This window comes from Dyella psychrodurans, from assembly GCF_003363265.1.
GTDB classification, from domain to species: Bacteria; Pseudomonadota; Gammaproteobacteria; order Xanthomonadales; family Rhodanobacteraceae; genus Dyella_B; species Dyella_B psychrodurans.
The window spans coordinates 24146-49183 of record NZ_QRBF01000002.1 but is presented as its reverse complement, the minus strand read 5'-3'; the positions used below and the strand labels follow the sequence as shown (position 1 = coordinate 49183).

The window sequence follows — 25038 nt, the reverse complement described above, 5'->3', positions numbered from 1 at the left end:
GTAATAACGTGAATCGGAAGGCGACAAAAGTGTGATGTTCATCACATAAATGAACAAACCGGGCCAAAAGGCCCGGTTTGAGGGTGATGCGAGAGGCGAAATCAGATCGCCTGGGCGGGATGCGCGTAGGAGATCGGGGCCGTGGCCGGATCGTCCTGATAGCTGACTTCTTCCCACGCCGTGGCATCGGCCATCAGCGCGCGCAGCAACTTGTTGTTCAACTCGTGACCCGACTTGTGCGCGTAGTACGCACCGATCAGGCTGTGACCGAGCAGATAAAGATCGCCGATCGCGTCGAGGATCTTGTGCTTGACGAATTCGTCTTCGTAGCGAAGACCGTCTTCGTTGAGCACACGGTAGTCGTCGAGCACCACGGCGTTGTCCATCGAGCCGCCAAGCGCGAGATTGTGTTCGCGCAGCATTTCGATGTCGCGCATGAAACCGAAGGTGCGTGCGCGGCTGACTTCCTTGACGAACGATGTCGTGGAGAAGTCGATCTCGGCGCGCGAGGTGCGCTTGGAGATGATCGGGTGATTGAACTCGATCGAGAAACCGACCTTGAAACCTTCAAACGGCTCGAAACTGGCCCATTTGTCGCCTTCCTGCACTTTCACCGGCTTTTTGATGCGGATGAAGCGCTTGGCCACCGACTGCTCTTCGATGCCAGCCGATTGCAGAAGAAAGACAAACGGACCGGCGCTGCCGTCCATGATCGGCACTTCGGGTGCGGAGAGATCGACATAGGCATTGTCGATGCCCAGACCCGCCATCGCCGACAACAGATGTTCCACCGTTGAAACACGTACGTCGCCATTGACCAGCGTCGTCGACAAACGAGTGTCGCCAACGAGATCGGGACGCGCATGAATTTCAACCGGCGGATTGAGATCGGTGCGACGAAAAACGATGCCGGTATTAGGAGCCGCCGGACGCAACGTCATGTAGACCTTGTCGCCGGTATGCAGACCGACTCCGGTGGCACGGATGATGTTTTTAAGCGTACGCTGCTTGATCATTTATTTGGTACCTGTAGGGGCAGCAGCCAATTCGAGCTGGGATGCTAACACAGTCTTAACCTGCGGGAAAACAAACCGTACCGTACAGTCCGGCCAATCCTTCATTTTCCTTTCATCAACAAATGCGAATCATTCGCATCCCATTGCTGCAAGCACTACAGATAAATCAAGTACTTGCGATCCGACACAAAACCCCGCGCCGGGGACGGGAAGGTCCGGCAACGGGATTTTGGACCGGCAGGGCGGCAAGTCCACACCACACTGTCAATCGTGCGCCATCCTAAGGCGGCACTGTCTCTATCGCATTTAACGCACGAACGCGACGTCAGCCGACATAGCAATGTCGCCTTGCCGCAACCCATTATCGGAGGCGGCGAGGCAGCGGACATAGAGAGTACGCCTCCTCGTCCGGCACAGGGAACACTGACAAGTTAATACGGCGTCAGTTCATCAAATTCACAATTCTTTACGTATTAATCTGCCTGCCGGCGCAAGAAAGCGGGGATATCCAGGTAGTCGAAGCTCGGATCGGCACTCTTGGCCGAGCCGTCCCCGCCACGCGGATTGTTCGCCACCACCTCCGGCTGGGCGTAATCGACCACTTCGTTGCCGGTACCGGTACGCAGCACCATCGGGCGGGGACGCTGGCGCATCTCCACCTGTTGGGTCGCGACCGGACGGATCGGCTGGCGAGCAGCGACGCGGTTGAGGCCCGTGGCCACCACCGTCACGCGGACGTCATCCTGCATTTCCGGATCGAGCGAGGTACCGATCACCACCGTGGCGTCTTCGCTGGCGAAGTCGTGGATGATGCGGCCGATTTCGTCGAACTCGCGCATGGTGAGGTTCGGACCCGCGGTCACGTTGACCAGGATGCCGCATGCACCGTTGAGGTTGACGTCCTCCAGCAACGGATTGTTGATGGCGGCTTCGGCGGCTGCCTGCGCGCGGTCGTCGCCGCGGGCGGTGCCCGAACCCATCATCGACAGACCCATCTCGCTCATGACCGTGCGCACGTCGGCAAAGTCGACGTTGATCAGGCCCGGGCTGGTGATGAGATCGGCAATACCCTGCACTGCACCCTGCAGCACATCGTTGGCCGCCTTGAATGCATTGAGCAGCGTCACTTCGCGACCGAGCACCGAGAGCAGCTTCTCGTTCGGCACCGTGATCAGAGAGTCGACGTGCTGCGACAGGTCCTCGATACCCTTCAACGCGACCTGCATGCGACGGCGGCCTTCGAACGGGAACGGCTTGGTCACCACCGCGACTGTCAGGATGCCCTTCTCTTTGGCCAGCTGCGCGACTACCGGTGCCGCACCCGTACCCGTGCCGCCACCCATGCCGGCGGTGATGAACACCATGTCCGCGCCTTCGAGCATTTCCTCGATGCGCTCGCGATCTTCCAGCGCGGCCTGACGGCCCACTTCCGGATTGGCGCCTGCGCCCAGACCTTTGGTGACATTGGCGCCAAGCTGCAGGTGCATACGGCCACCGCAACCCTTCATGGCCTGCGCGTCGGTATTGGCGACGACAAAGTCGACGCCGTCAATGTTGGAGTTGAGCATGTGCGCCACGGCGTTGCCGCCGCCGCCGCCCACGCCAATGACTTTGATCACCGCATTGGGTGCCAGTTTTTCGACCAATTCAAACATTTCCCGTCCTCCGTAGAGCTTTCGTTGTCGTTGTAACCGCGGGACGACTCCTGTCATCCCTTGGTGGTGAGCGAACCTCCATTCGCCCGTACCGCGCCTCCTGCGCAGTCAAAACTTTTAGAAATTCTTGGTGATCCAGCCCCGCAGCTTGTCGACCAGACCGCCCATGCTTCCGCCCGCCGGACCGCTCGCGCGCATGCCGCCGGAACGCGCGCCATGCAGCAGCAAGCCGACACCGGTGGAATGCAAGGGATTGGCGATCACTTCGCCGAAGCCATTGACGTGTTGCGGCGTACCGATGCGCACCATCTTGTGGAAAATCTCTTCGGCCAGTTCCAGCGCACCTTCCATGCGCGACGCGCCGCCGGTGAGCACCACGCCCGCCGCGACCAGGCTGTCGTAACCGGAGCGGCGCAGTTCGTCCTGCACCATTTCGAAGATTTCCTCGTAGCGCGCCTGCACGCTCTGCGCGAGCGACTGCCGCGCCAGCCGACGCGGCGGACGATCGCCCACGCTCGGCACCTGGATCGTTTCTTCCGCATGCGCCAGCTGCGCCAATGCGCAGGCATATTTGATCTTGATTTCTTCGGCGTGCGCGGTCGGCGTATGCACGCCGTAGGCAATGTCGTTCGTCACCTGATCGCCACCGACCGGCAGCGATTTTGTGTAGCGGATCGAACCCTGCGTGTAGATCGCTATATCGGTGGTACCCGCGCCGATATCGACCAGGCATACGCCCAGCTCGCGCTCATCATCAGTGAGCACCGCCTTCGCGCTGGCGATGGCCGATGGCACCAGTTCGTCCACGGACAAGCCGCAGCGCTGGATGCACTTGCTGATGTTCTGCACGGCCGCGGCCGCACCTGTCACCAGGTGCACCGAAGCCTCCAGGCGCACACCGCTCATGCCGACCGGCGAACGGATGCCGTCCTGACCGTCGATGCGGTATTCCTGCGACTCCTTATATAAGACCTTCCGGTCGGCCGGGATCGCCACCGCGCTGGCCGCTTCCAACACCTGCTCAAGATCGCCGGGCGCCACTTCGCGATCGCGGATCGCCGCCGTACCGTGCGAGTTGCGCGTCTCCAGGTGGCTGCCCGAGATCGAAGCGAACACCGAGCGGATATCGCAGCCGGCCATCAGCTCGGCCTCCTCCACCGCGCGCTGGATCGAGTGCACCGTGGATTCGATATCCACCACTGAACCGCGCTTCATGCCGCGCGACACATGCGAACCGATGCCGATGATGTCGATCGGCTCGCCCGGCTCGTACTCGCCCACGATCGCCACCACTTTCGAGGTGCCGATATCGAGGCCGACGACCAGCTGCTTTTCTGATTTGCCTTTCATGTGCGGGGCGTGCCTCCGGCGATAGGAGCGGTCGGGGCGGCCGGCGCTTGCGGCCATTTCACGGCGAAACCGTTGGTGTAACGAAGATCGGCGTACTCGAAGCCTTGGTCGTGGCCGGCCATCACTTGCGGATACACATCGAGGAAGCGGCTCAGACGACGCCCGGCCTGATTGCGGTCGCCGATCACGATCTGCGCACCGGAATCGGTCGCCACGCTCCAGCTTCCGCGCTCGGTCAACGCCACACCGGTGATCTTCAGATGCGTGCCGGCAAACGCCTTCTGTACTTCCGCGAAGAAGCTCACCACTTCGGCGAGATGATCGTCCGGTCCGTGGAGATCAGGCAGTTGCTTGTAATCGGCCGCGTCAGGCACGGTGAACACCTTGCCCTCGCCGCTGATCAGTTGGCTGTTGTTCCAGCGCGCAAAGGGCTGACGCTCGTACACGCGTAACAGCAGCGTGTCGGGCCAACGCTTGCTCGCCTCGACCGACTCGACCCACGGCAATGCCGCTACCGCCATCTGCACCGCATCCAGATTCAATGCGAAGAAGCCCTTGCCCAGGCGCGGTTGCACCGCGGCGCGAATCTGATCCGCGCTCACATGCTTGAACTCGGCCTGCACCGTCAACTGAGTCACCGGCCAACGGTCGGCGGCAAACCAGCCGCACAACACGCCGACGATCGGCAGGACCACCAGGGCGATGGCCAGACACCAGGCGACGAGGCGGATGCTTCCCCTCATGTGTCCTCCCTGAAACTGGTCTCAAGCACGCGCCAGCACAACGTCTGGTAATCGATGCCCGCTACGGCGGCGGCCTTCGGCACCAGCGAATGCGAGGTCATGCCCGGCGCGGTGTTCACTTCCAGCAGCCAGTTGCGGCCTTCGCGATCGCGCATCACGTCGACGCGGCCCCAGCCGTAACAGCCCAGTGCATCGAAGGCTTCCAGCGAAAGCGCGCGCAGCGTCGCTTCCGCTTCGCCTTCCAATCCTGGACAGATGTAGCGCGTATCTTCGGCGATGTACTTCGCGTTGTAGTCGTAGAACGCGCCCTTGGGCACGATGTGGATGGTCGGAAGTACCTGGCGACCAAGGATGCCTACGGTGAGCTCGTCGCCTTGAATCAGCGTTTCCATCAGCAGATCGCCGGGATATTTCTCGGCCAGCGCCACGGCGGCATCGAGGTCCTTCTCTTCGAATACGCGCGTGACACCTACGCTGGAACCTTCGCAAGCCGGTTTCACGATCAGCGGAAAACCGATTTCCTTCGCCGCCGCGTGCACATCCGCACCGCGCGGCAATGCGACGAACTTCGGCGTCGGCAAACCGAGCGATTGCCACACGCGCTTGGAGCGCGTCTTGTCCATCGACAAGGCCGAACCGAGCACGCCCGAACCGGTATAGGGCACGTTGAGCGACTCCAGTGCGCCTTGCAGCACACCGTCTTCGCCGCCGCCGTGCTGACCGTGGAGAATGTTGAACACGCGGGCGAAATGACCGGCGCGCAGCGCATCCAGCAGCGCCGGGATGCCGTCGATCGCATGCGCATCCACGCCGCGCGCTTTCAACGCGGCAAGCACATTGCGGCCGGAGTCGAGCGATACCTCGCGCTCGGCCGAACTGCCGCCCATCACCACGGCGACACGACCAAATTGTGCGGGGTCCTGGATCTTCATCACTCGTTCGTCCTCAAATGACCGGCCTGCGCCAGCTCCACCGCCGCCGCGCCGATATCGCCGGCGCCCAGCAGCAACAACAGATCGCCGTCGCGCAGCAGCGCCGGCAGCGTGTCTTTCAATTCGCGCGGATGTCCGATCAGTACCGGATCGACCTTGCCGCGCGCACGCACCGCACGCGCCAGAGCACGACCATCCGCACCGGCAATCGGCGCTTCGCCGGCCGGATAAACCTCCGTCAGCACCAGCACATCCGCTTCGGCCAGCACGTTGGCGAAGTCGTCCAGCAAATCGCGCGTGCGGCTGTAGCGATGCGGCTGGAATCCGACCACCAGGCGCCGATCCGGCCAACCGCCACGTGCCGCTGCAAACACGGCGGCAAGCTCGCGCGGATGATGACCGTAGTCATCGACCAACATCGCCTTTCCTTTATCCAGCGCAATCTCGCCGCGACGATGGAAGCGACGACCGACACCCTGGAAGTGCGCCAGCGCATGCGCAATGGCGTCGGCTTCCACGCCAAGCTGCCAACCGATCGATGCCGCCGCCAATGCATTGAGCACGTTGTGGCGACCAGGAAGGTTGAGCGTGACCGGAATCGCATCCTTGACGCCTGGCAACAGCAAGTCGAAATGCATTTCGAAGCCGCGCTGCACGACGTTGGCGGCGCGCACGTCGGCATCGACCGCATCGATGCCGTAGGTCATCACGCGGCGCGCGGTGATCTTGGCGAGCTCGGCCACTTCCGGATCGTCCACGCACAGCACCGCCAGCCCGTAGAACGGAAGGCGATGCAGGAAGTCACTAAACGCCTTGCGCACCAGCGCGAAGTCGCCCTGATAGTTCTCCAGGTGATCGGCGTCGATGTTGGTGACGACGGCGATCACCGGCGACAGCAGCAGGAACGACCCATCCGACTCGTCCGCTTCCGCCACCAGATACTGACCAGTACCCAGACGCGCATTCGCACCCGCGGCATTGAGCTGGCCGCCGATCACAAAAGTTGGATCGTAATTGGCTTCTGCCAGCACACTGGCAGCCAGGCTGGTGGTGGTGGTCTTGCCGTGCGTGCCGGCAATGGCGATGCCGCGGCGGAAACGCATCAGCTCGCCGAGCATCTCCGCGCGCGGGATCACAGGGATGCGCGCTTCTCGCGCCGCGACCAGCTCAGGGTTGTCATCCTTGATCGCACTCGATGTGACGACCACGTCGGCATCGCCGATATGCGCCGCGGCGTGACCGATATGCACGTCGATACCGAGCCCGCGCAGACGCAGCGCGGTTGCCGACTCGCTGCGATCCGAGCCGGATACGGCATAACCGAGGTTATGCAGCACTTCGGCGATACCGCTCATGCCCACGCCGCCGATGCCGATGAAGTGCACGCGACGGAAGGTGCTCATCAAGTCTTCGTGCGCAAGGAGACGACGCGGCGTCATGCGGCCACCTCCACGCAGGCGCGCGCGATATCCGCGGCCGCATCCGGTTTGGCCAGCGTGCGTGCCGCTTCGGCCATGGCAAGCAGCGCCGCGCGATCGCCGAGCAAGGTCGTCAATCGCTGCGCCAGGTCCTTCGTATTCAGATCTCGCTCCTGTATCAATTCGGCGGCGTCGGCTGCGACGAGCGCCTCGGCGTTGCGCGTCTGATGATCGTCCACCGCGTGCGGGAATGGCACCAGCACGGCACCCAGGCCGCAGGCCGTCAGCTCCGCCAGCGTCAACGCACCCGCGCGGCACAGCGCCAGATCGGCCCACGCATACGTGCCGGCCATGTCTTCGATGAACGGCACGATGCGCGCTTCGACGCCCGCATCGGCGTAAGCCTTGCGCGCCTCGTCGATGCCGCGGCTGCCGCACTGGTGAAGCACTTCCGGGCGCTGGTCTGCCGGGATAAGCGCCAACGCCTGCGGCACCGATTCGTTCAACGCGCGCGCACCCAGGCTGCCGCCCAGCACCAACAGACGCGGCTTGCCGGTACGCCCGGCCATGCGTTGCGCCGGCGCCGGCAGCGACGCGATCGCGCCGCGCACGGGATTGCCCACCCATTCCGCGTTCGGAAGGCTGTCCGCAAAGCCCGCCATCACGCGCCGTGCGTGCATGGCCAACTTGCGATTGGTGAAGCCGGCAACACGGTTCTGCTCGTGCACCAACAGGGGGCGATGCAGCAAGCGCGCTGCGATACCGCCGGGACCTGCCACGTAACCGCCCATCGACAACACGCTACGCGGCTTGATCCGATACAACGTGGCAACCGAGGACAGCAATGCACGCAGCAGCATCCACGGCGCCAGCAAGCGCGTCTTCAAGCCTTTGCCTCGCAAGCCACCCACCGCAACCGTATGAAGCTCGATGCCATGTGCCGGTACGACTTTCGTTTCCATGCCGCCGACCGCACCGAGCCACACCACCGGCACGCCTTGCGCGCGCAGCGTTTCGGCGACGGCAAGGCCAGGGAAAATGTGGCCACCGGTTCCGCCGGCCATGATCAGCACGGGCGCTTGCGTACTCATGCGGCCACCGCCTCGCGCTCGCGCGGCGTTGCCGGCGCATTTGCGTCCGGCACCGCCACGGCAGGTATGCGCGTAGCCATGTGCCGCGCATCGAGTGCGCGATTGATTTCGAAGGTAGCGCGCAGCAATACACCGGCCATCGCGCAAGTCAGCACGATCGAAGAACCGCCGTAGCTGATCAGCGGCAAAGTCAGACCCTTGGTGGGCAGCGCGCCCAGGTTCACGCCGATCGACACCATCGTCTGCAAGCCGATCATCAACGCGATGCCGAACGCGATGTAGCCGGCAAAACGTTGCCCGACTTCCACACCCTTCAACCCCACATGCAGACCGCGCCACACCACCAGCGCGAACATGCTCATGACGGCGACGATGCCGAACAATCCCAGTTCCTCTCCGATCACGGCGAAGATGAAGTCGGTGTGCGCTTCCGGCAGATACGACAACTTCAGCACGCTCGAACCCAGGCCGACACCCGTCCATTCGCCACGGCCGATCGCCATCAGCGACTGGGTGAGCTGGAAGCCGTCGTCGAACGGGTGCTCCCACGGATGCAGGAACGTGGTGAGACGCTTCATGCGGTAGCTTTCGCTGGTCGCCGCGATCGCCAGCAGCGGCATCAGCGGCAAGCCCATCAGAAACAGGAAGATCGGACGCGAACCGCCGAGCCACACCATCGCGATGGTGACCGCAATGACCAGCGTCGCCGAACCGAAATCGGGCTGCGCAAGCAGCAACAGCACGATGATGCCCGACACGGCAATCGGCTTGATCAAACCGAGGAACCGCGTCTCGATGCTTTCGCGATGACGCACCAGATAGCTGGCGATGTACACCACCAGTATCAGCTTCACCGCTTCCACAGGCTGGAACGAGGTGACGATGAGATTGAGCCAGCGCCGCGCACCGTTGAGTTTCATGCCCAAGTGCGGCACGAACACCGCAAGCAGCATGATGAAGGCCACCAGCATCAGGAAGAAGGCGTACTTCTCCACGACCTTCAGTTCCGTGCGCATCGCCACGCCCGCGGCGACCACGCCGAGCAGGAGATACATCAGGTGATGCTTGAGGTAATAGAACTGCCCCATGTGCTGGCTATCGGCCACGGCAATGGAACTGGACGCCACCATCACGACACCCACGCACGCAAGGCCGACCAGGGCCACCAGCAACGGCAAGTCGAACTTGCCGCGCGGGCCCTGCCGCCGCTTTGCTTGCGATGTGTCGAAGCCAAACATCGATCAACGCACCTTCAACGTTGCCAAACCAATGAGCACCAGCACCACGCTGATGATCCAGAACCGCACGATCACCCTAGGTTCGGGCCAACCTTTCAATTCGAAGTGGTGATGAATCGGCGCCATGCGGAAGATACGCTTGCCGGTCATCTTGAAACTGGCCACCTGCAGCATCACCGACGCCGTTTCCATCACGAATACGCCGCCCATGACCAGCAGCACGATTTCCTGCCTGACGATCACGGCAATGGCCGCCAGCGCCGCACCGATCGCCAGCGCACCGACGTCGCCCATGAACACTTGCGCGGGATAGGTGTTGAACCAGAGGAAGCCAAGCCCGGCACCGGACAGCGCACCGCAGAAAATCGCAAGCTCGCCTGCGCCGGGAATCGCAGGAATGCTCAAGTATTCGGAAAACACCTTGTTACCGGCCAGGTACGCGAAGATGCCCAGCGCGCCGGAAACCAGCACGGTCGGCATGATCGCAAGGCCATCCAAACCATCCGTGAGATTCACCGCGTTGGAGAAGCCCACGATCATGAAGTAGGCGACCACGACGAAGAACGCGCCCAACGGCACGGCCACGTGCTTGAACACGGGCACGTACAGCGCGGTTTCCGCCGGAAGGATGGCACTGTGAAACAGGAACCACGCCGCGCCCAGACCGAACACCGACTGCCAGAAATACTTCCAGCGCGACGCCAGGCCGCGACTGTCCTTCAACACCAGCTTGCGGTAGTCGTCGTAGAAGCCGATCGCGCCGAAGCACAGCAGCACAGCCAGCACCAGCCACACATAACGGTTGGCGAGATCCGCCCACAGCAAGGTCGCGATCGTCACCGCAAACAGGATCATCACGCCCCCCATGGTGGGCGTGCCGGCCTTGGACAGATGCGTCTGCGGACCATCCTTGCGCACCACCTGCCCCGCCTTGAGCGCTGCGAGCTTGCGGATCAACGCCGGCCCGAACAACAGCGACATCGCCAGCGACGTCAGCGCGGCCATGATGGTGCGGAAGGTGATGTAGGAGAAAAGATGCAAGGCGGTGAAATGCCGTGCCATCCAATCCGCCAGTTCAAGCAGCATGAGGGGCGCCCTCCTGTGGCTGCGCGTTCTTCAGCGCAGCGACAACCTGTTCCATACCCGCCGAGTGCGAGCCCTTGACCAGTACGGTGACTCCCGCGCGCACCTGAGCACGCAGCGCTTCGATCAATGCCGTCTTGTCGGTGAAATGCGTGCCGCCCACGCCGAACGCCTCGACTGCGGCTGCGTTCAACGGGCCGACCGCGAACAGTTTCTGGATACCGCGTTCGCGTGCATGACGGCCGACGCCGGCATGCAGCGCACGCGCATCCGCGCCGAGTTCCGCCATGTCGCCCAGCACCAGCCAGCGCTCGCCTTCGGCCAAGGCGAGTGTGTCGATCGCCGCGTGCATGGAACTGGGGTTGGCGTTGTAGCTATCGTCGATCAGCGTCCAGCCATTCGGCATGGCGACGCGCTTGAGGCGCCCTTCCACGGCGGATGCCTGCTCGAGTCCGGCGACGATGGTGTCCATCGGAACATCCAGAGCCAACGCGATCGCACTGGCCGCCAGTGCATTGGCGATGTTGTGACGTCCCGGCAGAGGCAGCGACACTTCGGCATCGCCGTGCGGCGTACTCAACACGAAGCGCGAACCGTCGAGGCGTTGCTCCAGGATGTCGGCGCCGATGTCGGCCTTGTGATCCAACCCGAAGCGCAGCACTTTGCGTCCACCGGCGAGGCCCGTGAAGAAACTCGCGAAGGCGTCGTCGGCATTGATCACCGCCACGCCGTCCGCCGGCAACGCGCGATAGATCGCGCCTTTCGTTTCCGCCACCATTTCGATCGTACCCATCCGCTCAAGATGAGCCGGGGCGATGAGATTCACGAGGCCGATTTCGGGCCGTGCGATGGCAGCGAGATAGTCGATGTCGCCAGGCTTGCCGGCGCCCATCTCCAGCACGGCGTACTCGGTGTCTTCCGGCATCCACAACAGGGTCAGCGGCAGACCGATTTCGTTGTTGAAGCTGCCCGTGTTGAAGTGGGTGCGGCCGTGGAGAGAGAGGATCGCGGCGGTGAGCGTCTTCACCGTGGTCTTGCCGTTGGAGCCCGTGATGCCGATGACGCGCGCGTTGCGCTGCGCGCGCACGGCACTGGCGAAGTCGCCCAGCGCCAGCTCCACGTCACTCACCAAAACCTGCGGCAGATCGATCTCGACTTTGTGCGCAACCAGCGCAGCAGCAGCCCCGCGCGCTTTTGCGTCGGCGAGATAGCCGTGGCCATCCACGCGATCGCCTTTGAACGCGACGAACAAATCGCCCGCCTTCACCTTGCGCGAGTCGATCGTCACGCCGGTCACATCGGCATCGGCGCCGAGCATGCGGCCATGTGTCCACAGAGCGATGGCGCTCAAGCGCATCATGCGTGCCCTCCCAGGGCGGCACGCGCCACGGCCATGTCGTCGAACGCGCGCTTTCCGCCCGCGCCTTCCTGATACGTTTCGTGTCCCTTGCCGGCGATCAGCACCACGTCGCCCGTGCGTGCCATGTTCAATGCGGCGCGGATGGCGGTTTCGCGATCGCGCAGCACGGTGGCCGCTTCGGGTTTCGTCATGCCGGCGAGGATCTGCGTCACGATAAGGTCGCCATCCTCGCCACGCGGATTGTCGTCAGTGACGATGGCGACGTCGGACAGACGCTCGGCAATCTCGCCCATCTGGGGGCGCTTGCCGGCATCGCGCTCGCCGCCACAACCAAACACGCAGATCAGTCGTGCCGAGCAGTGAGCACGCAATGCGGCCAGCGCCTGTTCCAGCGCATCCGGCGTGTGGGCGTAATCCACCACGACCAGCGGCAGGCCTTGCACGCCGCCGATGCGGTTCATGCGGCCGTTGACGGGTTCGAGCGCCTCGACGGCATCCACGATGCGCTCGAACGATTCACCCAGCGCACCGAGGCAGCCCACCACCGCGAGAAGGTTGGCAACATTGAAGCGCCCCAGCAGGCGGCTGCGGATCTGTCGCGTTCCCCACGGTGTACGCAGTTGGAAGGCAACGCCCTCCGCCGACGTCACAATCTCGCTGGCGGAAATCTCGGCATGCGCATCGCCCGCGCTGCTCACGCGCAGCGTCTGTACGCCGGGCGCAAGCTTGCCAACCAGCTCGTGACCGAATGCATCGTCGATATTGATGACGGCCGCCTTCAGATCCGGCCATGCGAACAGCTTCGCCTTGGCGGCGCCGTAGGCCTCCATGCTGCCGTGATAGTCCAGATGATCGCGCGTGAGGTTGGTGAACGCCGCGACGTCGAAAGCCGTGGCCGCCACGCGTCCCTGTTCCAGCGCATGCGAAGACACTTCCATCGCAACGTGCGTCGCGCCGTCGCGACGGAATTCCGCGAACAGCTGCTGCACGGCGATGGCATCGGGTGTCGTGCGTTCTCCTTCGCGCAACTGGCCGTGAAGGCCGGCGCCCAGCGTACCGATCGTCGCCGTGCGATGGCCGAGCGTTTCCAGCGCCTGCGCCAGCAACTGCACGGTGGATGTCTTGCCGTTGGTGCCTGTCACGCCGATCACGCGCATCGACTCGGATGGACGTCCGAAGAAGCGCGATGCGATCTCGCCGACAAAGGTGTGCAGACCGTCGATCCACAGCACGGGTACGTCCACATCCTCGAACGCGCACGCCGGCGCTTCGGCCAGCACCACGCTCGCGCCGCGCTGCGCCGCGCCGGCCACGAATTCGATGCCGTGCCCGCGCGTGCCGCGCAATGCGAAAAAGGCATCGCCCGCGCGCACCCGGCGCGAATCGAGCGCGAGGCCGGATACGACAATCGGCCCGGCGGCCGTCGTCTCGGCGATGCCCTGCAGCAGGTGGTCGAGGCGCTGGCCGGTCATGGCTCTGCCACCTCCTCGGCGGAGGTGTCGGCTTGGGACGACTGTGGCGGAGCATTGCCCGCCAGTCCGCCACCCGCCTGCACGGGCCCGCCGACATACCAACGCCCGATGTTGTCGGGGGGAATATCGAGCAAACGAAGCGCACCATCCATCACGCGCTGGAATACCGGCGCGGAGACGTCACCACCGAAATAACCCTTCTTCGGATTGTTGATCACGATGACGCCGACGAGACGCGGATCGGTGGCGGGCACGATCCCCGCGAACAGCGAGTTGTAATTATTCTTTGCGTAACCACCGACGGCGGCCAAGTGCGCCGTACCGGTTTTGCCCGCCACGGCGTAATTGGCGATCTGGGCGTGCGTTGCCGTGCCGCCGGGCGCCGTCACGGTTTCGAGCATCGTCACTAGCTCATGCGCAATTTGCGGCGACACGATCTGCTTGCCCGGGTTGTCGGCACCCTTGATGAAGGTCGGCGAATGCATGACGCCGTCATCGGCCAGCGTTGCATACGCGTTGGCCAATTGCAGCGGCGTCAAATTCATGCCATAGCCGTACGCGACGATCGCTTTTTCAAGCGGACGCCACGTGTGCCCCACTTTCAGAAAGCCCGCCGATTCGCCGGGAAAACCACTGCCGGTGCTGTCGCCGAAGCCGAAGGCACGATACGAATCGTAGAGAAATTGTGTGTCGAGCTGGATCGCGATTTTCGCGGCGCCGACGTTGCTCGACTTCGTAAGCACGCCGGTCGGCGTCAGCACGCCATTCGCACTGTCGTCATGGATATCGTGGCCGTAGTACATGAAATGACCGTTACCCGTATCGATCAGCGGACTGGTCGGCGTGAACTTGCCGCTCGATAGCGCGGCCGCCATGGTGAACGGCTTCATCGTCGAACCGGGCTCGACCACATCCGTCACGGCGCGATTGCGGCGCTGCGAACCATTCGTACCCGTTACGGCATTCGGGTTGTACGTCGGCAAGCTCACCATCGCGAGGATTTCGCCGGTGCGAACGTCAAGCACCACCATTTCGCCCGAATCGGCTTGCACGTCGTCGAGCTGTTTTTTCAGCTCGCTATAAGCAAGGAACTGGATGCGGCGATCGAGGCTGAGCGTGAGGTTCTGGCCCGGCTGCGGCGCGCGCACCTGCTCCACATCTTCCACGGTGTGGCCCATGCGGTCGCGAATGACGCGCTTGGCGCCCGGCTTGCCGGAAAGCCAGCTGTCGAACGCAAGCTCGAGACCTTCCTGACCGTGATCGTCGATGTTGGTGAAGCCAAGCACATGCGCCGTCACTTCGCCCGAAGGGTAGTAGCGCTTGTACTCGCGCTGGCCGTTCACGCCCGGAACGCCGAGATTGAGCACGGCCTGCGCTGCGTCCGGGCTCATTTGCCGGCGCAGATATGCGAATTCGCGATCGGCGCGCTGCTCCAGATACGATTTGAGGTCGTCCGTCGTGGTACCCAGCGCTTGCGCGAGCGCGGGAATGCGATCGGCGTTGTCCAGCACTTCCGACGGCACGGCGGTGATGGACACCATGGGTGTCGACACGGCGAGCGGCTCGCCGTTGCGGTCGAGGATGGTGCCGCGCGACACCGCGATCGGTACCTCGCGCAGGAAGCGCGCATCGCCCTGGTCCTGGTAAAACTGCTTGCGCACGACTTGCAGATCGAACGCGCGCGCCATCAATCCCACCGACGCGGCACCGAGCACGCCGATCACCAGCAGCATGCGACGACGCGCGCTCGGACCTGCACCCTGACGGCGCGCAGCGGGCTTGGCGGGGATGCGCGGGCGCGGATTCATCGCTGCACCAGCCGGATGTCTTGCGGACGCGGCATGAACATGCCGAGCTTGGTGCGCGCTTCGTCGTCGATGCGGCGCGGTTCGGCCCAGGTCGCCTGCTCGAGTTCAAGCTGGCCGTATTCGATGTTGAGCGCGTCGCGCTGGCTTTGCAGCTGCGTGAACTGCACGAACAGCACACGACTCTCGTGACGCGTCCACACCACCGCGATGGCGCTGACCATCACGGCGGTGAGCAGGATGAGCAGACCGAAGACGCCGATCGCCTTCATGCCCGCACCTCGCCCGGTAATTTTTCCGCCACGCGCAGCACCGCCGAACGTGCGCGCGGATTGGCCGCCTGCTCCGCCTCGGAGGGAAACTGCGCCTTGCCGACAGGGGCCAGGCGCGCCGGCGCAGCCGCTACCGGCGGACCGCGACGACTGCCCTGCACGCGGCCAGAGTGATCGCGGATGAACAGCTTCACCGCGCGATCTTCCAGCGAATGAAAACTGATGACCGACAGACGGCCGCCGACATTGAGACGTTCCAGCGCGGCGTCGAGTCCACGTTGCAACGCATCCAGCTCGCCGTTCACGCGAATGCGCAACGCCTGAAAACTGCGCGTCGCCGGATGCTTGCCCGGCTCGCGGCGACCGACAACGCGTTCGATCAGCGCCGCCAGTTCGCCGGTGCGGGTGATCGGCGATTCGGTGCGGCGCTCGACGATGGCGCGAGCGATCTTGCGGCTGAAGCGCTCTTCGCCGAAGGTCCAGAGCACGTCGGCGATCTCGCGCTCGTCGGCGTGTGCGAGGAAATCCGCCGCGCTTTCGCCCTGCGTCGTATCCATGCGCATGTCCAGGGGCGCATCGGCCATGAAGCTGAAACCGCGTGCGGCTTCGTCGAGCTGCGGCGAGGACACGCCGAGGTCGAGCAGCACGCCATCGAGACCGGCGGCGGTCTCGTCCCATTCGGCCAGCGTGGAAAAGTTGCCGTGACGGATCGACACGCGCGGATCGGATGCAAATTCCTTTTGCGCCGTGGCGATGGCCTGCGGATCGCGATCCATCAGCAGCAGGCGACCCTCGGGACCGAGGCGCGACAGCACGGCGCGGGCGTGACCGCCGCGTCCGAACGTGCCATCGAGATAACGCCCGCCTTCCCGCACGGCGAGACCCTCCACCGCTTCATCCAGCATCACCGGGATGTGCCGCAATGCTTGCTCGGCCATGCCGCACTCCCGCTCTTATGTCCGCAATTACCCCGCCTCTGGCCGTTGCCGGTCAGAGCCGCAAGTCCGTCATGTCGTCGCTGATCTCGTCTTCGCCGATGGTCTGGCGGATCTTGGCCAGGTGGGCCTGTTCGCTCCACAGCTCGAACTTGTTGCCCATGCCCAGCAAGACCGCTTTTTTCTCGATGCCCGCCGCAGTGCGTTGACTGGCAGGGAGCAGGATGCGCGCCGCGCTGTCCGGCTCCACTTCGGCGGCCGCGCCGACCAGCTTCATCTGCAGCGCGCGATGCACCGCCTTGACGCTGGGCAACGCATTCACCTGGTCGCGCACCCGCTCCCACTCCGCATGCGGGAACAGCCAGAGGCAGCCCTGCTCGAAGGGGTTGTAGGTGATCACCAGCCGATTGGCGCAGGCGTCCGTCACCAGCTCCCGATACGCAGTCGGGATAGCCAGCCGGCCCTTGTCATCGACGGTGATGGCGGTTTCGCCCTGAAACACGACCCGTGAACTCCCACGAAATCCCACGATTTCACACTGGAATCCACGATAGTCTCAGCCCCTGAGACTGTCAAGGGATTTTTGCTTGTGAATCAATGAGAAAGGCAACAGTGTGGCCAAATTTCCAGCGATTTCTAGCAAGTGCTCCAAGGTGCTTGATCGCTGTGGATTTTTTGTTCACACAACCATTGCCAATGCCTACTTCGTCACGCCTTTCGAGCCGCGCTCGCATGAACCACGCGTTCATGTGAACCGCCCCCGGCAGATGTCACCTATCCGACAGCAGCGGACAGGTGACACCGACGGTGGGAAGAGGTGGAGTCGGCCTGTAAGCCGGGTTCTGTACGCCTTGCGGCGCGACAGTCATTCCTCTCGGCCAGACGTCACCGTCTGGCTCCAGCAACCTACCCGGGAACAACGCGGGCCGCGTTATCGTTCCCCTATTCGGTCTTGCTCCGGGTGGGGTTTACCGTGCCACGCGGCGTTGTCCCCGCGCGCGGTGCGCTCTTACCGCACCGTTTCACCCTTACCTGTGCCCTTGCGGGCCATCGGCGGTTTGCTTTCTGTTGCACTGGCCGTCAGCTCACGCTGCCCAGGCGTTACCTGGCACCCTGCCCTGTGGAGCCCGGACTTTCCTCGATGCGCTCGCGCGCGACGCGACTGTCCGGCCGACTCCGACGACTATTGTAATCGGTCGGTCATGGGCGAGTCATGGCAAAAATGCGGCAATGTCGATCCGTCTCTTGACGCTGACCCTGAATGCGCGTCATCAGACGTCCGGATCAGCTAAACCTCGTAAAGCGCCTTGCGCGGCGCGCCGGTGATCGCCGCAGCGAGCTTTGCCGCCTTGGCTGCAGGCAGCTCCTGGCGCAATAACGCGAAAACGCGCTGACCTTCCGCAAGTCGATCATCCACATCATCGCCGCGACCCGCGACCAGGATGACAAATTCACCGCGCTGCTGATTCGCATCCGACGCGACGCGCTCGACGAGATCGCCCAATGGTTCGCTCAACACCGTCTCGAACAGCTTGGTCAATTCCCGCGCAACGACAGCTGCGCGACCTGCGCCAAAAACATCGCGCATATCTGTGAGGCTTTCCAATACGCGATGCGACGATTCGTAGAAAATCAACGTGCGCGAATCACCCGCAAGTTCCTGTAGCCGGGCACGCCGCGCCGCCGACTTGGCCGGTAGAAAACCTTCAAACACGAAACGATCGCTGGGCAATCCCGCCACCGACAACGCCGCAATGGCCGCGCACGCACCCGGCACCGGCGCACAACGGATGCCCGCTTCACGGGCGGCTCGCACCAAGCGAAAACCCGGGTCGCTGATCAACGGCGTACCTGCATCGGAAATCAACGCGACCGATTCGCCCTGCTCCAGTCGCCGCAGTATGGCTGCGACGGCTTCACGCTCGTTGTGTTCATGTAACGCAATCAACGGCGTGCTGATGTTGTGCTGGAGCAGCAGCGGCTTGCTATGCCGGGTGTCCTCGGCAGCAATGACCGTGACGTTACGCAATGTTTCGATGGCGCGTGCGGAGATATCGTCACGATGGCCGATCGGCGTGGCCACCACCCAAAGGCAGCCGGTCTGATGGGATGACATGCTTGAATCCGTCCGCCACGGCCTGTCGATACGATCGGCTATGATCGCGCAATTGGACCGTTTTGACTAAGAATTGAGGAAGCCCATGCGCCTTTGTCGTCTTGCCGCCTCAGGATTGCTGATTTCGGTGGCATTGAGTGCTTGTGTATCTTCGATGGTCCCGCGCTCGCCCGCCGAAATCGCCGCGGCGCAAAGCGCATCCAACCTGGCCAATCAGGGGCAATACGACAGGGCCGCGCAAGCCTACCTCGCGCTCGCTGCGCAAACGCCCGGCCGCGCAGATCACTACAACCTGCTCGCCGCTGAAGCCTACGGCCAGGAAAATGCGCTGGACCGCGCGATGCCGATCGTCGCAGGCATTCATCGCGACAACCTCACCGATGACGATCCGCTGCGCCTGGATCTTCTGCGCGCCGACATTGCCCTGCAGCAGCACAACGCACCGCTTGCGCTTCAGCTCACCACGTCATCCAACGTCACGGTACCCGACAGCTTGCAGCCGCGCCTGCTGGATCTGCGCGCGCAAGCCATGGCCGATACCGGCGACTTGTGGGGTGCGGCGCGCACGCGCGTGCAAATGGACGGCATCTTGCAAGGTCCAGCCCGCCAGAAGAATCGCGACGAAGCCATTTCGCTGCTGGCGCGACTGGGTGTCGCGCCGCTCAAGCAACGCGCGGCCGCCATGCAGTCGGGCGATCCGATGCTGCCATGGATCAACGAGGCATTCGGTCGCCTCGGCATCACCGTGGCACAAGCGCAGCCCAATCTGGAGCAAGCGGTCGGCACGCTCGTTCCAGGCAGCAATGCCAGCGTGCGCGAAGGCTACAAAATGCCGGCGCGCATTGCCTTGCTGCTACCCAATTCCGATGGCCTGGTCGCGGCCAGCTCGGCCATTCGCGAAGGCTTCTTCGCCGCTTATTTCCAGGCTTCCGATACGCACGCACCGCGCGCCGCCATTCGTGTTTACGACAGCGGCGGCAATGCGGCGAGCGCGATCAAGGCCTATGACCAGGCCGTCTCCGATGGCGCGCAATTGGTGGTGGGTCCGCTGACGCGCCCCGAGGTGATGGGCGTATTGGGCCAATCGTCGCTGCCCGTTCCGGTGCTGGCGCTCAATCACTCGGAAAACAAAAGCCTCCCCGCAGGCACCACCAGCGAATTTGCGCTGATGCCGGAAGACGAAGGCGCGCAAGTCGCCGATCACATGATCGATCGCGGCATCCACAGCGCGTACGTGGTGATCACCAATGACGATTTCGCCAAGCGCTCGGCCACGGCCTTCAAGACCGAGATGCAGGCCAAGGGCGGCCAGATCGCAGGCGAAGCACAGATCGCATCCGGCAACGTCAACTACGGCGATGCGATCAATGCGCTCAATGCCGGCAATGCCGGCGCCGATGCAGGCATCTTCATCAGCATGCGTGCAGAGCAGGCACGCCTGCTGCTGCCGCAGCTGCGTGTGGCGCGCATCAGCCTGCCCGTGTTTGCGACCTCGCATATTTACGGCGGCACCGAGAATGCAGCGGCGGACCGCGATCTTGAGGGCGTCGAATTCTGCGATGCGCCGTGGCTGTTCGACGCACAGGCCGGCCTGCCCAGCTACCAGGACATCGCCTCGCAATTGCCTGCCGCACGCGGCGCCACGGCGCTGCTGTTCGCCTTCGGCATGGATGCATGGAATCTCGTGCCGTACCTCGACTGGCTGCGCAGTCATCCGGGCAGTTATCTGCCCGGCGCCACGGGGCAACTTGCTGCCGACACCTTCGGGCATGTGAATCGCGTACTGACCTGGCTCAAGTTCCAGGATGGCGTGGCGCACCCGATGACGGGCAGCCTGCAAATGGACAACGCACCAGCGCCTTCGAGCAGCGCGCCAACGCCCGCCAGCGGCGCTCCCGCTCCTGCCGGTAACTGATGCGCAAAGCGGGAGCGGTCTTCGAAGAGCGCGCGCACGGTGAGCTGACGCGCGCCGGGCTGAAGCTGCTCGAACGCAACTACACCACGCGCTACGGCGAGCTTGATCTGGTGATGCGCGATGGCGAGGTCATCGTGTTCGTCGAAGTGCGCCATCGCGTACGTGCCGGCCATGGCGACGCCATCGCCTCGATTACCGCGACCAAGCAATCTCGCCTGATCCAAACGGCGCAACTGTGGCTGGCCGCCCATCCGCAGCATGCGCACCGGGCTTGCCGTTTCGATGTCGTCAGCTACGACGGCCCTGTCGACAACGCCAGCATGAACTGGCTGCGGAGCGCCTTCGAAGCAGCCTGACGGCGGCCAACCCCAGGTGGGATACTGTGCCGATGAAACTCCCTGCCCCTCTGCTCGAATTGCTGAGCACGACCTTTGGCCCGCACGGTTGCTTCACCGATGAAGCCGAGCGCATCGCCTATGCGTACGACAACTCGCGTCGCAACGCGATGCCGGACGCGGTGGTGTTCGCGCAGGACCATGCCCAGATCGAAACGCTGATACAGGCATGTCGCGAACATCACGTGCCGGTGATCGCACGCGGACGCGGCACCAACACCACCGGTGCCACCGTACCGGTGGATGGCGGCGTGGTCGTGAGTTTCGAGCGGATGAATCGCATTCTGCGCATCGATCCGGACAACCGTCTCGCCGTGGTGGAACCCGGCGTCTTGAATGGCGATCTGCAACGCGAGTTGGCACCGCATGGGTTCTTCTGGCCGCCCGATCCCACGTCATCGCCATGGTGCAGCATCGGCGGCAATCTGGCCTGCAATTCCGCCGGCCCTCGCACCGTCAAATACGGCAGCCCGCGCGAGAACACCTTGGGCCTGCGAGCCGTCGCAGGCACCGGTGAAGGTTTTCGGTGCGGCACATACACCAGCAAAGGCGCCACGGGTTACGACCTTACGCGTTTACTGATCGGCTCGGAAGGCACGCTCGCGCTGATCACCGAAGCCACGCTCAAGCTCACACCGAAACCTTCGGGCCTTCGAACGTTGCGCGCCACATACCGCAACGTAAGCAGCGCGGCCCATGCCGTAGCGCGAATCATGGCGCAGCCCGTCACGCCATGCGCGCTTGAATTCATCGACGACGTTGCGCTGAAACTCGCTCACGATCACGGCGGCGAAAACGTACCGCTGACCGGCGCGATGCTGATGATCGAAGTGGATGGAGAACCGGACACCCTGGCCTCCGCTGTCGATGCCGTCTCGCGCGCCGCGCAAGGCGAAGGACTGGAAGAATTGCGTGTCGCGCAGACCAGCGAAGAAACGCAAGCGCTATGGTCGGCGCGCAAGGCACTTTCACCCGCGCAACGCACGATCTCGCCGAACAAGATCAACGAGGATGTCGTCGTACCCGTCAACCGTCTTCCGGATCTGGTCGAAGGCATCCGCCGGCTGTCGAAGAAACACGACGTACTGATCGTCACCTTCGGCCATGCCGGCAACGGCAATCTGCATGTGAACCTGCTGCCGCGCGACGATGCGGAACGCGAACGCGCACATGCTTGCCTCGCCGAAGTCTTCGCGCTGGTGATTTCGCTGGAGGGCACGCTGTCCGGCGAACATGGCATCGGTCTGGTCAAACGCGAATTCATGCCGCTGGCCTTGCAGGCCAGCACACTGGGCCTGATGCGCAACGTGAAAGCTGCCTTCGACCCGGATGGGATTCTCAATCCCGGCAAGTTGTTGCCGTGAGCCATCGCGATTCGCTCGACGCCCTGCTCACGGATATCCGCGCGTGCCGCTTATGCGAGGCGTATCTTCCGGAAGGGCCGAGACCGGTCGTGCAGGCGACGGCTTCGTCGCGGCTGTTGATCGTCGGGCAGGCGCCGGGCCGGAAAGTGCACGCCAGCGGCATTCCGTTCGACGATGTCAGCGGCAATCGTCTGCGCAGCTGGCTCGGCATCGATCGCGATACGTTTTACGACGCACAGCGCATCGCGATCGTTCCCATGGGTTTCTGCTTTCCGGGCAGCGGCCGAGGCGGCGATTTGCCGCCACGCCCCGAATGCGCACCAACATGGCACCCGCGCTTGATGCCAAAGCTTAAGCATGTGCAATTGACACTCGCGATCGGGCAGTACGCGCAGGCTGGCCTGCTGGGGGCGCGCTGCGGCCCGACACTCACCGATACCGTATCGGCCTGGCGCGAGCATCTTGCGAACGGCGTGCTGCCTCTGCCCCACCCAAGCCCGCGCAATCAGCTGTGGCTGAAGCGCAATCCCTGGTTCGAACAGGCATTGCTACCCGTCTTGCGTCGCGAGGTTGCTCAAGTGCTGCGCTGAGAAAAAATCAGATGCAAGCCGAACAACATGAATACCGCGCCCGCGCAACCATCGATCCAACGGCTGATGCGCAGATAACCGCGACGCATCACCGGCAGCGCAAAGCAGCCGGCTACAAACGAGAACCACAGGAAGGTCTCGACCACCACCAGCGCCCACAGCCCCCAGCGCGCGCTGGACGAAACACCTTCGCCGACAAACGCCGAAAAGATACTGCCGAAGTAAATCACCACCTTCGGATTGGCGAGGTTGGTGAACAAGCCATTGCGCAGCGAACGCAGCGCTCCCGCGTAAACCTGCACCGTCGGCTCGGCAGCACCGGGTGCCGGCTTGGCCAGCGCGCCGCGCAACATCTTCACACCCATCCAGCACAGGTACAGGCCACCGCCGATCGTAATCAAACGCTCCAGCCAGATCAGCCGATGCAGCAGAAGCTGCAGCCCGAGCAACGCCAGCGCCGACCACATCGCGACGCCCAGGGTAATGCCAACCACCCCCGCCATCGCTTCATGTCGCGAGCGACTTACGGCGGTTTGCGATACGAAGAAGAAGTCCGGTCCGGGACTCATCAGGGCGATGATCTGGACGATCGCGATGGTGATGAACAGGCTCATGGGCTGACTCCGGCAAACTGGAGCGCAGTGTAAAGGCACTGCGGGCCTGCAAGCACCCGTCGCAGCGAGCCTTGCCGGCCAGCCGGGGCTTCCTCTACGCTGCCCAGGTTTTTGGCGTGGGCACGGCCTCCCGGCCTTGAAGCGTTCAGACATCCGTGTATTTCAGCAGCTTGTTTGCCGTCAATCTGGCGAAGGCCGGAATCCAGTTTCCATAGCGCGTGCGAAGCACTCAAAAATCGGTTTTGGGTCCTTCGGACGCGTATCCAGACTGGATTCCGGCCTTCGCCGGAATGACGATGGTGCGCTGATCGTGCTCAACCATACCCGGATGCTTGCGGCCTGATACAGGAAAAAAATATGCGGGACACCAGCCCATGAGCCTCAAGCTGCGACTTATCGCGATGAACTTCCTGCAGTTCTTCGTGTGGGGTTCCTGGCTGATCACCATCGGCGCCTATTGGTTCCAGAATCGCCATTGGTCGGGCGAGCAGTTCGGCGCGATCTTCTCGACCATGGGCATTGCCTCGCTGTTCATGCCGTCCATCACCGGCGTGATCGCCGACAAATGGATTCGCGCCGAGCGCCTTTACGGATGCCTGCATATCGGCGGCGCCATCGTGCTGTGCATCGTGCCGATGATCGACGATCCGCGCACACTGTTCTGGGTGATGCTGATCAACATGATGTGCTACATGCCGACCATTGCGCTGGCGATCACCGTGGCCTACAACGCGCTCAAGCGCGATGGCGCGGACGTGGTGCGCGTGTATCCGCCCATCCGCGTGTGGGGCACGGTGGGTTTTATCGCCGCGATGTGGACCGTGAGCCTGATGCACCTGGAAACCACGACCGGCCAGTTCTACGTGGCTGCCGCGGCGGCGCTGTTGCTCGGTGTTTATGCCTTTACGCTTCCGCCCTGTCCGCCCCGGCTGCGCGGGGCAGACCACCGCTCGTGGCTCGATGTATTCGGACTCACCTCGTTCGCGCTCTTCAAGAACGGCAAGGTGGCGATCTTCTTCATCTTCGCGATGCTGCTTGGCGCCGCGCTCCAGTTGACCAATGCCTATGGCGATACCTTTCTGCACGACTTCGACAAGGTCGATGCGTACAAAAACCTGATCGCCGTGCGCTATCCGGCGATCATCATGTCGATTTCGCAGGTGTCCGAAACGCTGTTCATCCTGGCGATCCCATTCTTCCTCAAGCGATTCGGCATCAAGATGGTGATGCTGATCAGCATGCTGGCGTGGACGTTGCGCTTTGGCTTATTCGCTTTTGGCGATCCCGGCGCGGGGCTGTGGATGATCGTGCTGTCGTGCATCGTCTACGGCATGGCCTTCGATTTCTTCAACATCTCCGGCTCGCTGTTCGTGGAGGGCCAGAGCGATCCGGCGATCCGCGCCAGCGCGCAAGGGTTGTTCATGCTGATGACCAACGGTATTGGCGCAGTGCTCGGCAGCTCGATCAGCGGCGTGATCATCGACATGTATTTCACTCGCCCCGACCGCAGTCTGGACTGGCATGGCATCTGGATGACCTTCGCCACCTACTCGCTGGTCGTCGCCGTATTGTTCGTCTTCCTGTTCAGGCATAAGCACGAACCTGAAGCGTTGCGGAGCCTGCCCGTGCATTAACCCCTCCCCTGCTGCACGTAGGGGGAGTCCGATCACGGCT

The 25038-nt window shown here is 63.2% G+C and carries 22 protein-coding genes and 1 other RNA gene; 5 read left to right on the top strand and 18 right to left on the bottom strand.

What is annotated here, in order from left to right:
- Positions 1-101: 101 nt before the first annotated feature.
- From lpxC to rsmI, 17 genes are all read right to left on the bottom strand, one after another.
- Positions 102-1016 carry a UDP-3-O-acyl-N-acetylglucosamine deacetylase gene (gene lpxC, locus DWU99_RS06585; protein WP_115477246.1) on the bottom strand — a complete coding sequence of 305 codons (915 nt, stop codon included), beginning with the start codon at positions 1014-1016 and terminating at the stop codon, positions 102-104.
- A gap of 473 nt (positions 1017-1489) precedes the next feature.
- Positions 1490-2671, bottom strand: a complete 1182-nt coding sequence (gene ftsZ / locus DWU99_RS06580; RefSeq protein WP_115477245.1) for a cell division protein FtsZ — start codon at positions 2669-2671, stop codon at positions 1490-1492.
- Between the two features lie 117 nt (positions 2672-2788).
- A complete protein-coding gene (ftsA, locus tag DWU99_RS06575; protein ID WP_115477244.1) occupies positions 2789-4021 on the bottom strand; it encodes a cell division protein FtsA in 1233 nt (410 codons plus the stop codon).
- Positions 4018-4764: a cell division protein FtsQ/DivIB gene (locus tag DWU99_RS06570; protein WP_115477243.1), complete on the bottom strand. Its 747-nt coding sequence runs from the start codon at positions 4762-4764 to the stop codon at positions 4018-4020. Before DWU99_RS06570 ends, ftsA begins: the two co-directional genes overlap by 4 nt.
- Entirely contained in the window at positions 4761-5696 is a 936-nt protein-coding gene (locus DWU99_RS06565) for a D-alanine--D-alanine ligase (RefSeq protein WP_115477242.1), read from the bottom strand. The genes DWU99_RS06570 and DWU99_RS06565 overlap by 4 nt, the downstream gene beginning before the upstream one ends.
- On the bottom strand, positions 5696-7135 hold the full coding sequence (gene murC, locus DWU99_RS06560; protein ID WP_115477241.1) for a UDP-N-acetylmuramate--L-alanine ligase: 1440 nt from the start codon (positions 7133-7135) through the stop codon (positions 5696-5698). The genes DWU99_RS06565 and murC overlap by 1 nt, the downstream gene beginning before the upstream one ends.
- Complete coding sequence (gene murG / locus DWU99_RS06555) at positions 7132-8205, bottom strand: undecaprenyldiphospho-muramoylpentapeptide beta-N-acetylglucosaminyltransferase (RefSeq protein WP_115477240.1); 1074 nt, start codon at positions 8203-8205, stop codon at positions 7132-7134. Before murG ends, murC begins: the two co-directional genes overlap by 4 nt.
- Positions 8202-9443: a putative lipid II flippase FtsW gene (gene ftsW, locus DWU99_RS06550; RefSeq protein ID WP_115477239.1), complete on the bottom strand. Its 1242-nt coding sequence runs from the start codon at positions 9441-9443 to the stop codon at positions 8202-8204. Before ftsW ends, murG begins: the two co-directional genes overlap by 4 nt.
- Positions 9444-9446: 3 nt before the next feature.
- Complete coding sequence (gene mraY, locus DWU99_RS06545) at positions 9447-10529, bottom strand: phospho-N-acetylmuramoyl-pentapeptide-transferase (protein WP_115477238.1); 1083 nt, start codon at positions 10527-10529, stop codon at positions 9447-9449.
- Positions 10519-11886 (bottom strand): UDP-N-acetylmuramoyl-tripeptide--D-alanyl-D-alanine ligase, encoded by a 1368-nt coding sequence (locus DWU99_RS06540; RefSeq protein ID WP_115477237.1) that lies wholly within the window; start codon positions 11884-11886, stop codon positions 10519-10521. The genes mraY and DWU99_RS06540 overlap by 11 nt, the downstream gene beginning before the upstream one ends.
- Positions 11883-13358: a UDP-N-acetylmuramoyl-L-alanyl-D-glutamate--2,6-diaminopimelate ligase gene (locus DWU99_RS06535; protein ID WP_115477236.1), complete on the bottom strand. Its 1476-nt coding sequence runs from the start codon at positions 13356-13358 to the stop codon at positions 11883-11885. Before DWU99_RS06535 ends, DWU99_RS06540 begins: the two co-directional genes overlap by 4 nt.
- The gene (locus DWU99_RS06530; protein WP_115477235.1) at positions 13355-15166 is read right to left on the bottom strand and encodes a peptidoglycan D,D-transpeptidase FtsI family protein; all 1812 of its coding nucleotides are present in this window, start codon (positions 15164-15166) and stop codon (positions 13355-13357) included. The genes DWU99_RS06535 and DWU99_RS06530 overlap by 4 nt, the downstream gene beginning before the upstream one ends.
- A complete protein-coding gene (gene ftsL / locus DWU99_RS06525; protein WP_115477234.1) occupies positions 15163-15435 on the bottom strand; it encodes a cell division protein FtsL in 273 nt (90 codons plus the stop codon). Before ftsL ends, DWU99_RS06530 begins: the two co-directional genes overlap by 4 nt.
- A complete protein-coding gene (gene rsmH / locus DWU99_RS06520; RefSeq protein WP_115477233.1) occupies positions 15432-16373 on the bottom strand; it encodes a 16S rRNA (cytosine(1402)-N(4))-methyltransferase RsmH in 942 nt (313 codons plus the stop codon). The genes ftsL and rsmH overlap by 4 nt, the downstream gene beginning before the upstream one ends.
- A 52-nt stretch (positions 16374-16425) precedes the next feature.
- Entirely contained in the window at positions 16426-16872 is a 447-nt protein-coding gene (gene mraZ / locus DWU99_RS06515; RefSeq protein ID WP_115477232.1) for a division/cell wall cluster transcriptional repressor MraZ, read from the bottom strand.
- 313 nt (positions 16873-17185) lie between these two features.
- Positions 17186-17548: RNase P RNA component class A (gene rnpB / locus DWU99_RS06510), an RNA gene on the bottom strand.
- A gap of 110 nt (positions 17549-17658) precedes the next feature.
- On the bottom strand, positions 17659-18486 hold the full coding sequence (gene rsmI / locus DWU99_RS06505; protein ID WP_115477231.1) for a 16S rRNA (cytidine(1402)-2'-O)-methyltransferase: 828 nt from the start codon (positions 18484-18486) through the stop codon (positions 17659-17661).
- Between the two features lie 85 nt (positions 18487-18571).
- Here rsmI and DWU99_RS06500 point away from each other — a divergent pair, with 85 nt between their 5' ends.
- Genes DWU99_RS06500 through DWU99_RS06485 form a run of 4 tightly spaced genes read left to right on the top strand, consistent with a single transcriptional unit; the run spans position 18572 to position 22750 of the window.
- Positions 18572-20401, top strand: a complete 1830-nt coding sequence (locus tag DWU99_RS06500) for a penicillin-binding protein activator (protein ID WP_115477230.1) — start codon at positions 18572-18574, stop codon at positions 20399-20401.
- On the top strand, positions 20401-20757 hold the full coding sequence (locus DWU99_RS06495) for a YraN family protein (RefSeq protein ID WP_115477229.1): 357 nt from the start codon (positions 20401-20403) through the stop codon (positions 20755-20757). The genes DWU99_RS06500 and DWU99_RS06495 overlap by 1 nt, the downstream gene beginning before the upstream one ends.
- Positions 20758-20789: 32 nt before the next feature.
- Positions 20790-22160 carry an FAD-binding oxidoreductase gene (locus DWU99_RS06490; RefSeq protein ID WP_115477228.1) on the top strand — a complete coding sequence of 457 codons (1371 nt, stop codon included), beginning with the start codon at positions 20790-20792 and terminating at the stop codon, positions 22158-22160.
- Positions 22157-22750, top strand: a complete 594-nt coding sequence (locus DWU99_RS06485) for a uracil-DNA glycosylase family protein (RefSeq protein WP_115477227.1) — start codon at positions 22157-22159, stop codon at positions 22748-22750. Before DWU99_RS06490 ends, DWU99_RS06485 begins: the two co-directional genes overlap by 4 nt.
- Here the strand turns inward: DWU99_RS06485 and rhtC are convergent.
- Positions 22735-23364: a threonine export protein RhtC gene (gene rhtC / locus DWU99_RS06480; RefSeq protein WP_115477226.1), complete on the bottom strand. Its 630-nt coding sequence runs from the start codon at positions 23362-23364 to the stop codon at positions 22735-22737. The two genes, DWU99_RS06485 and rhtC, sit on opposite strands and share 16 nt — an antisense overlap.
- A gap of 374 nt (positions 23365-23738) precedes the next feature.
- On the opposite strand from rhtC, the gene DWU99_RS06475 reads away from it, so the two are divergent.
- Positions 23739-24998, top strand: coding sequence for a nucleoside permease (locus DWU99_RS06475; protein WP_115477225.1), 1260 nt, complete (start codon positions 23739-23741; stop codon positions 24996-24998).
- Positions 24999-25038 lie beyond the last annotated feature (40 nt).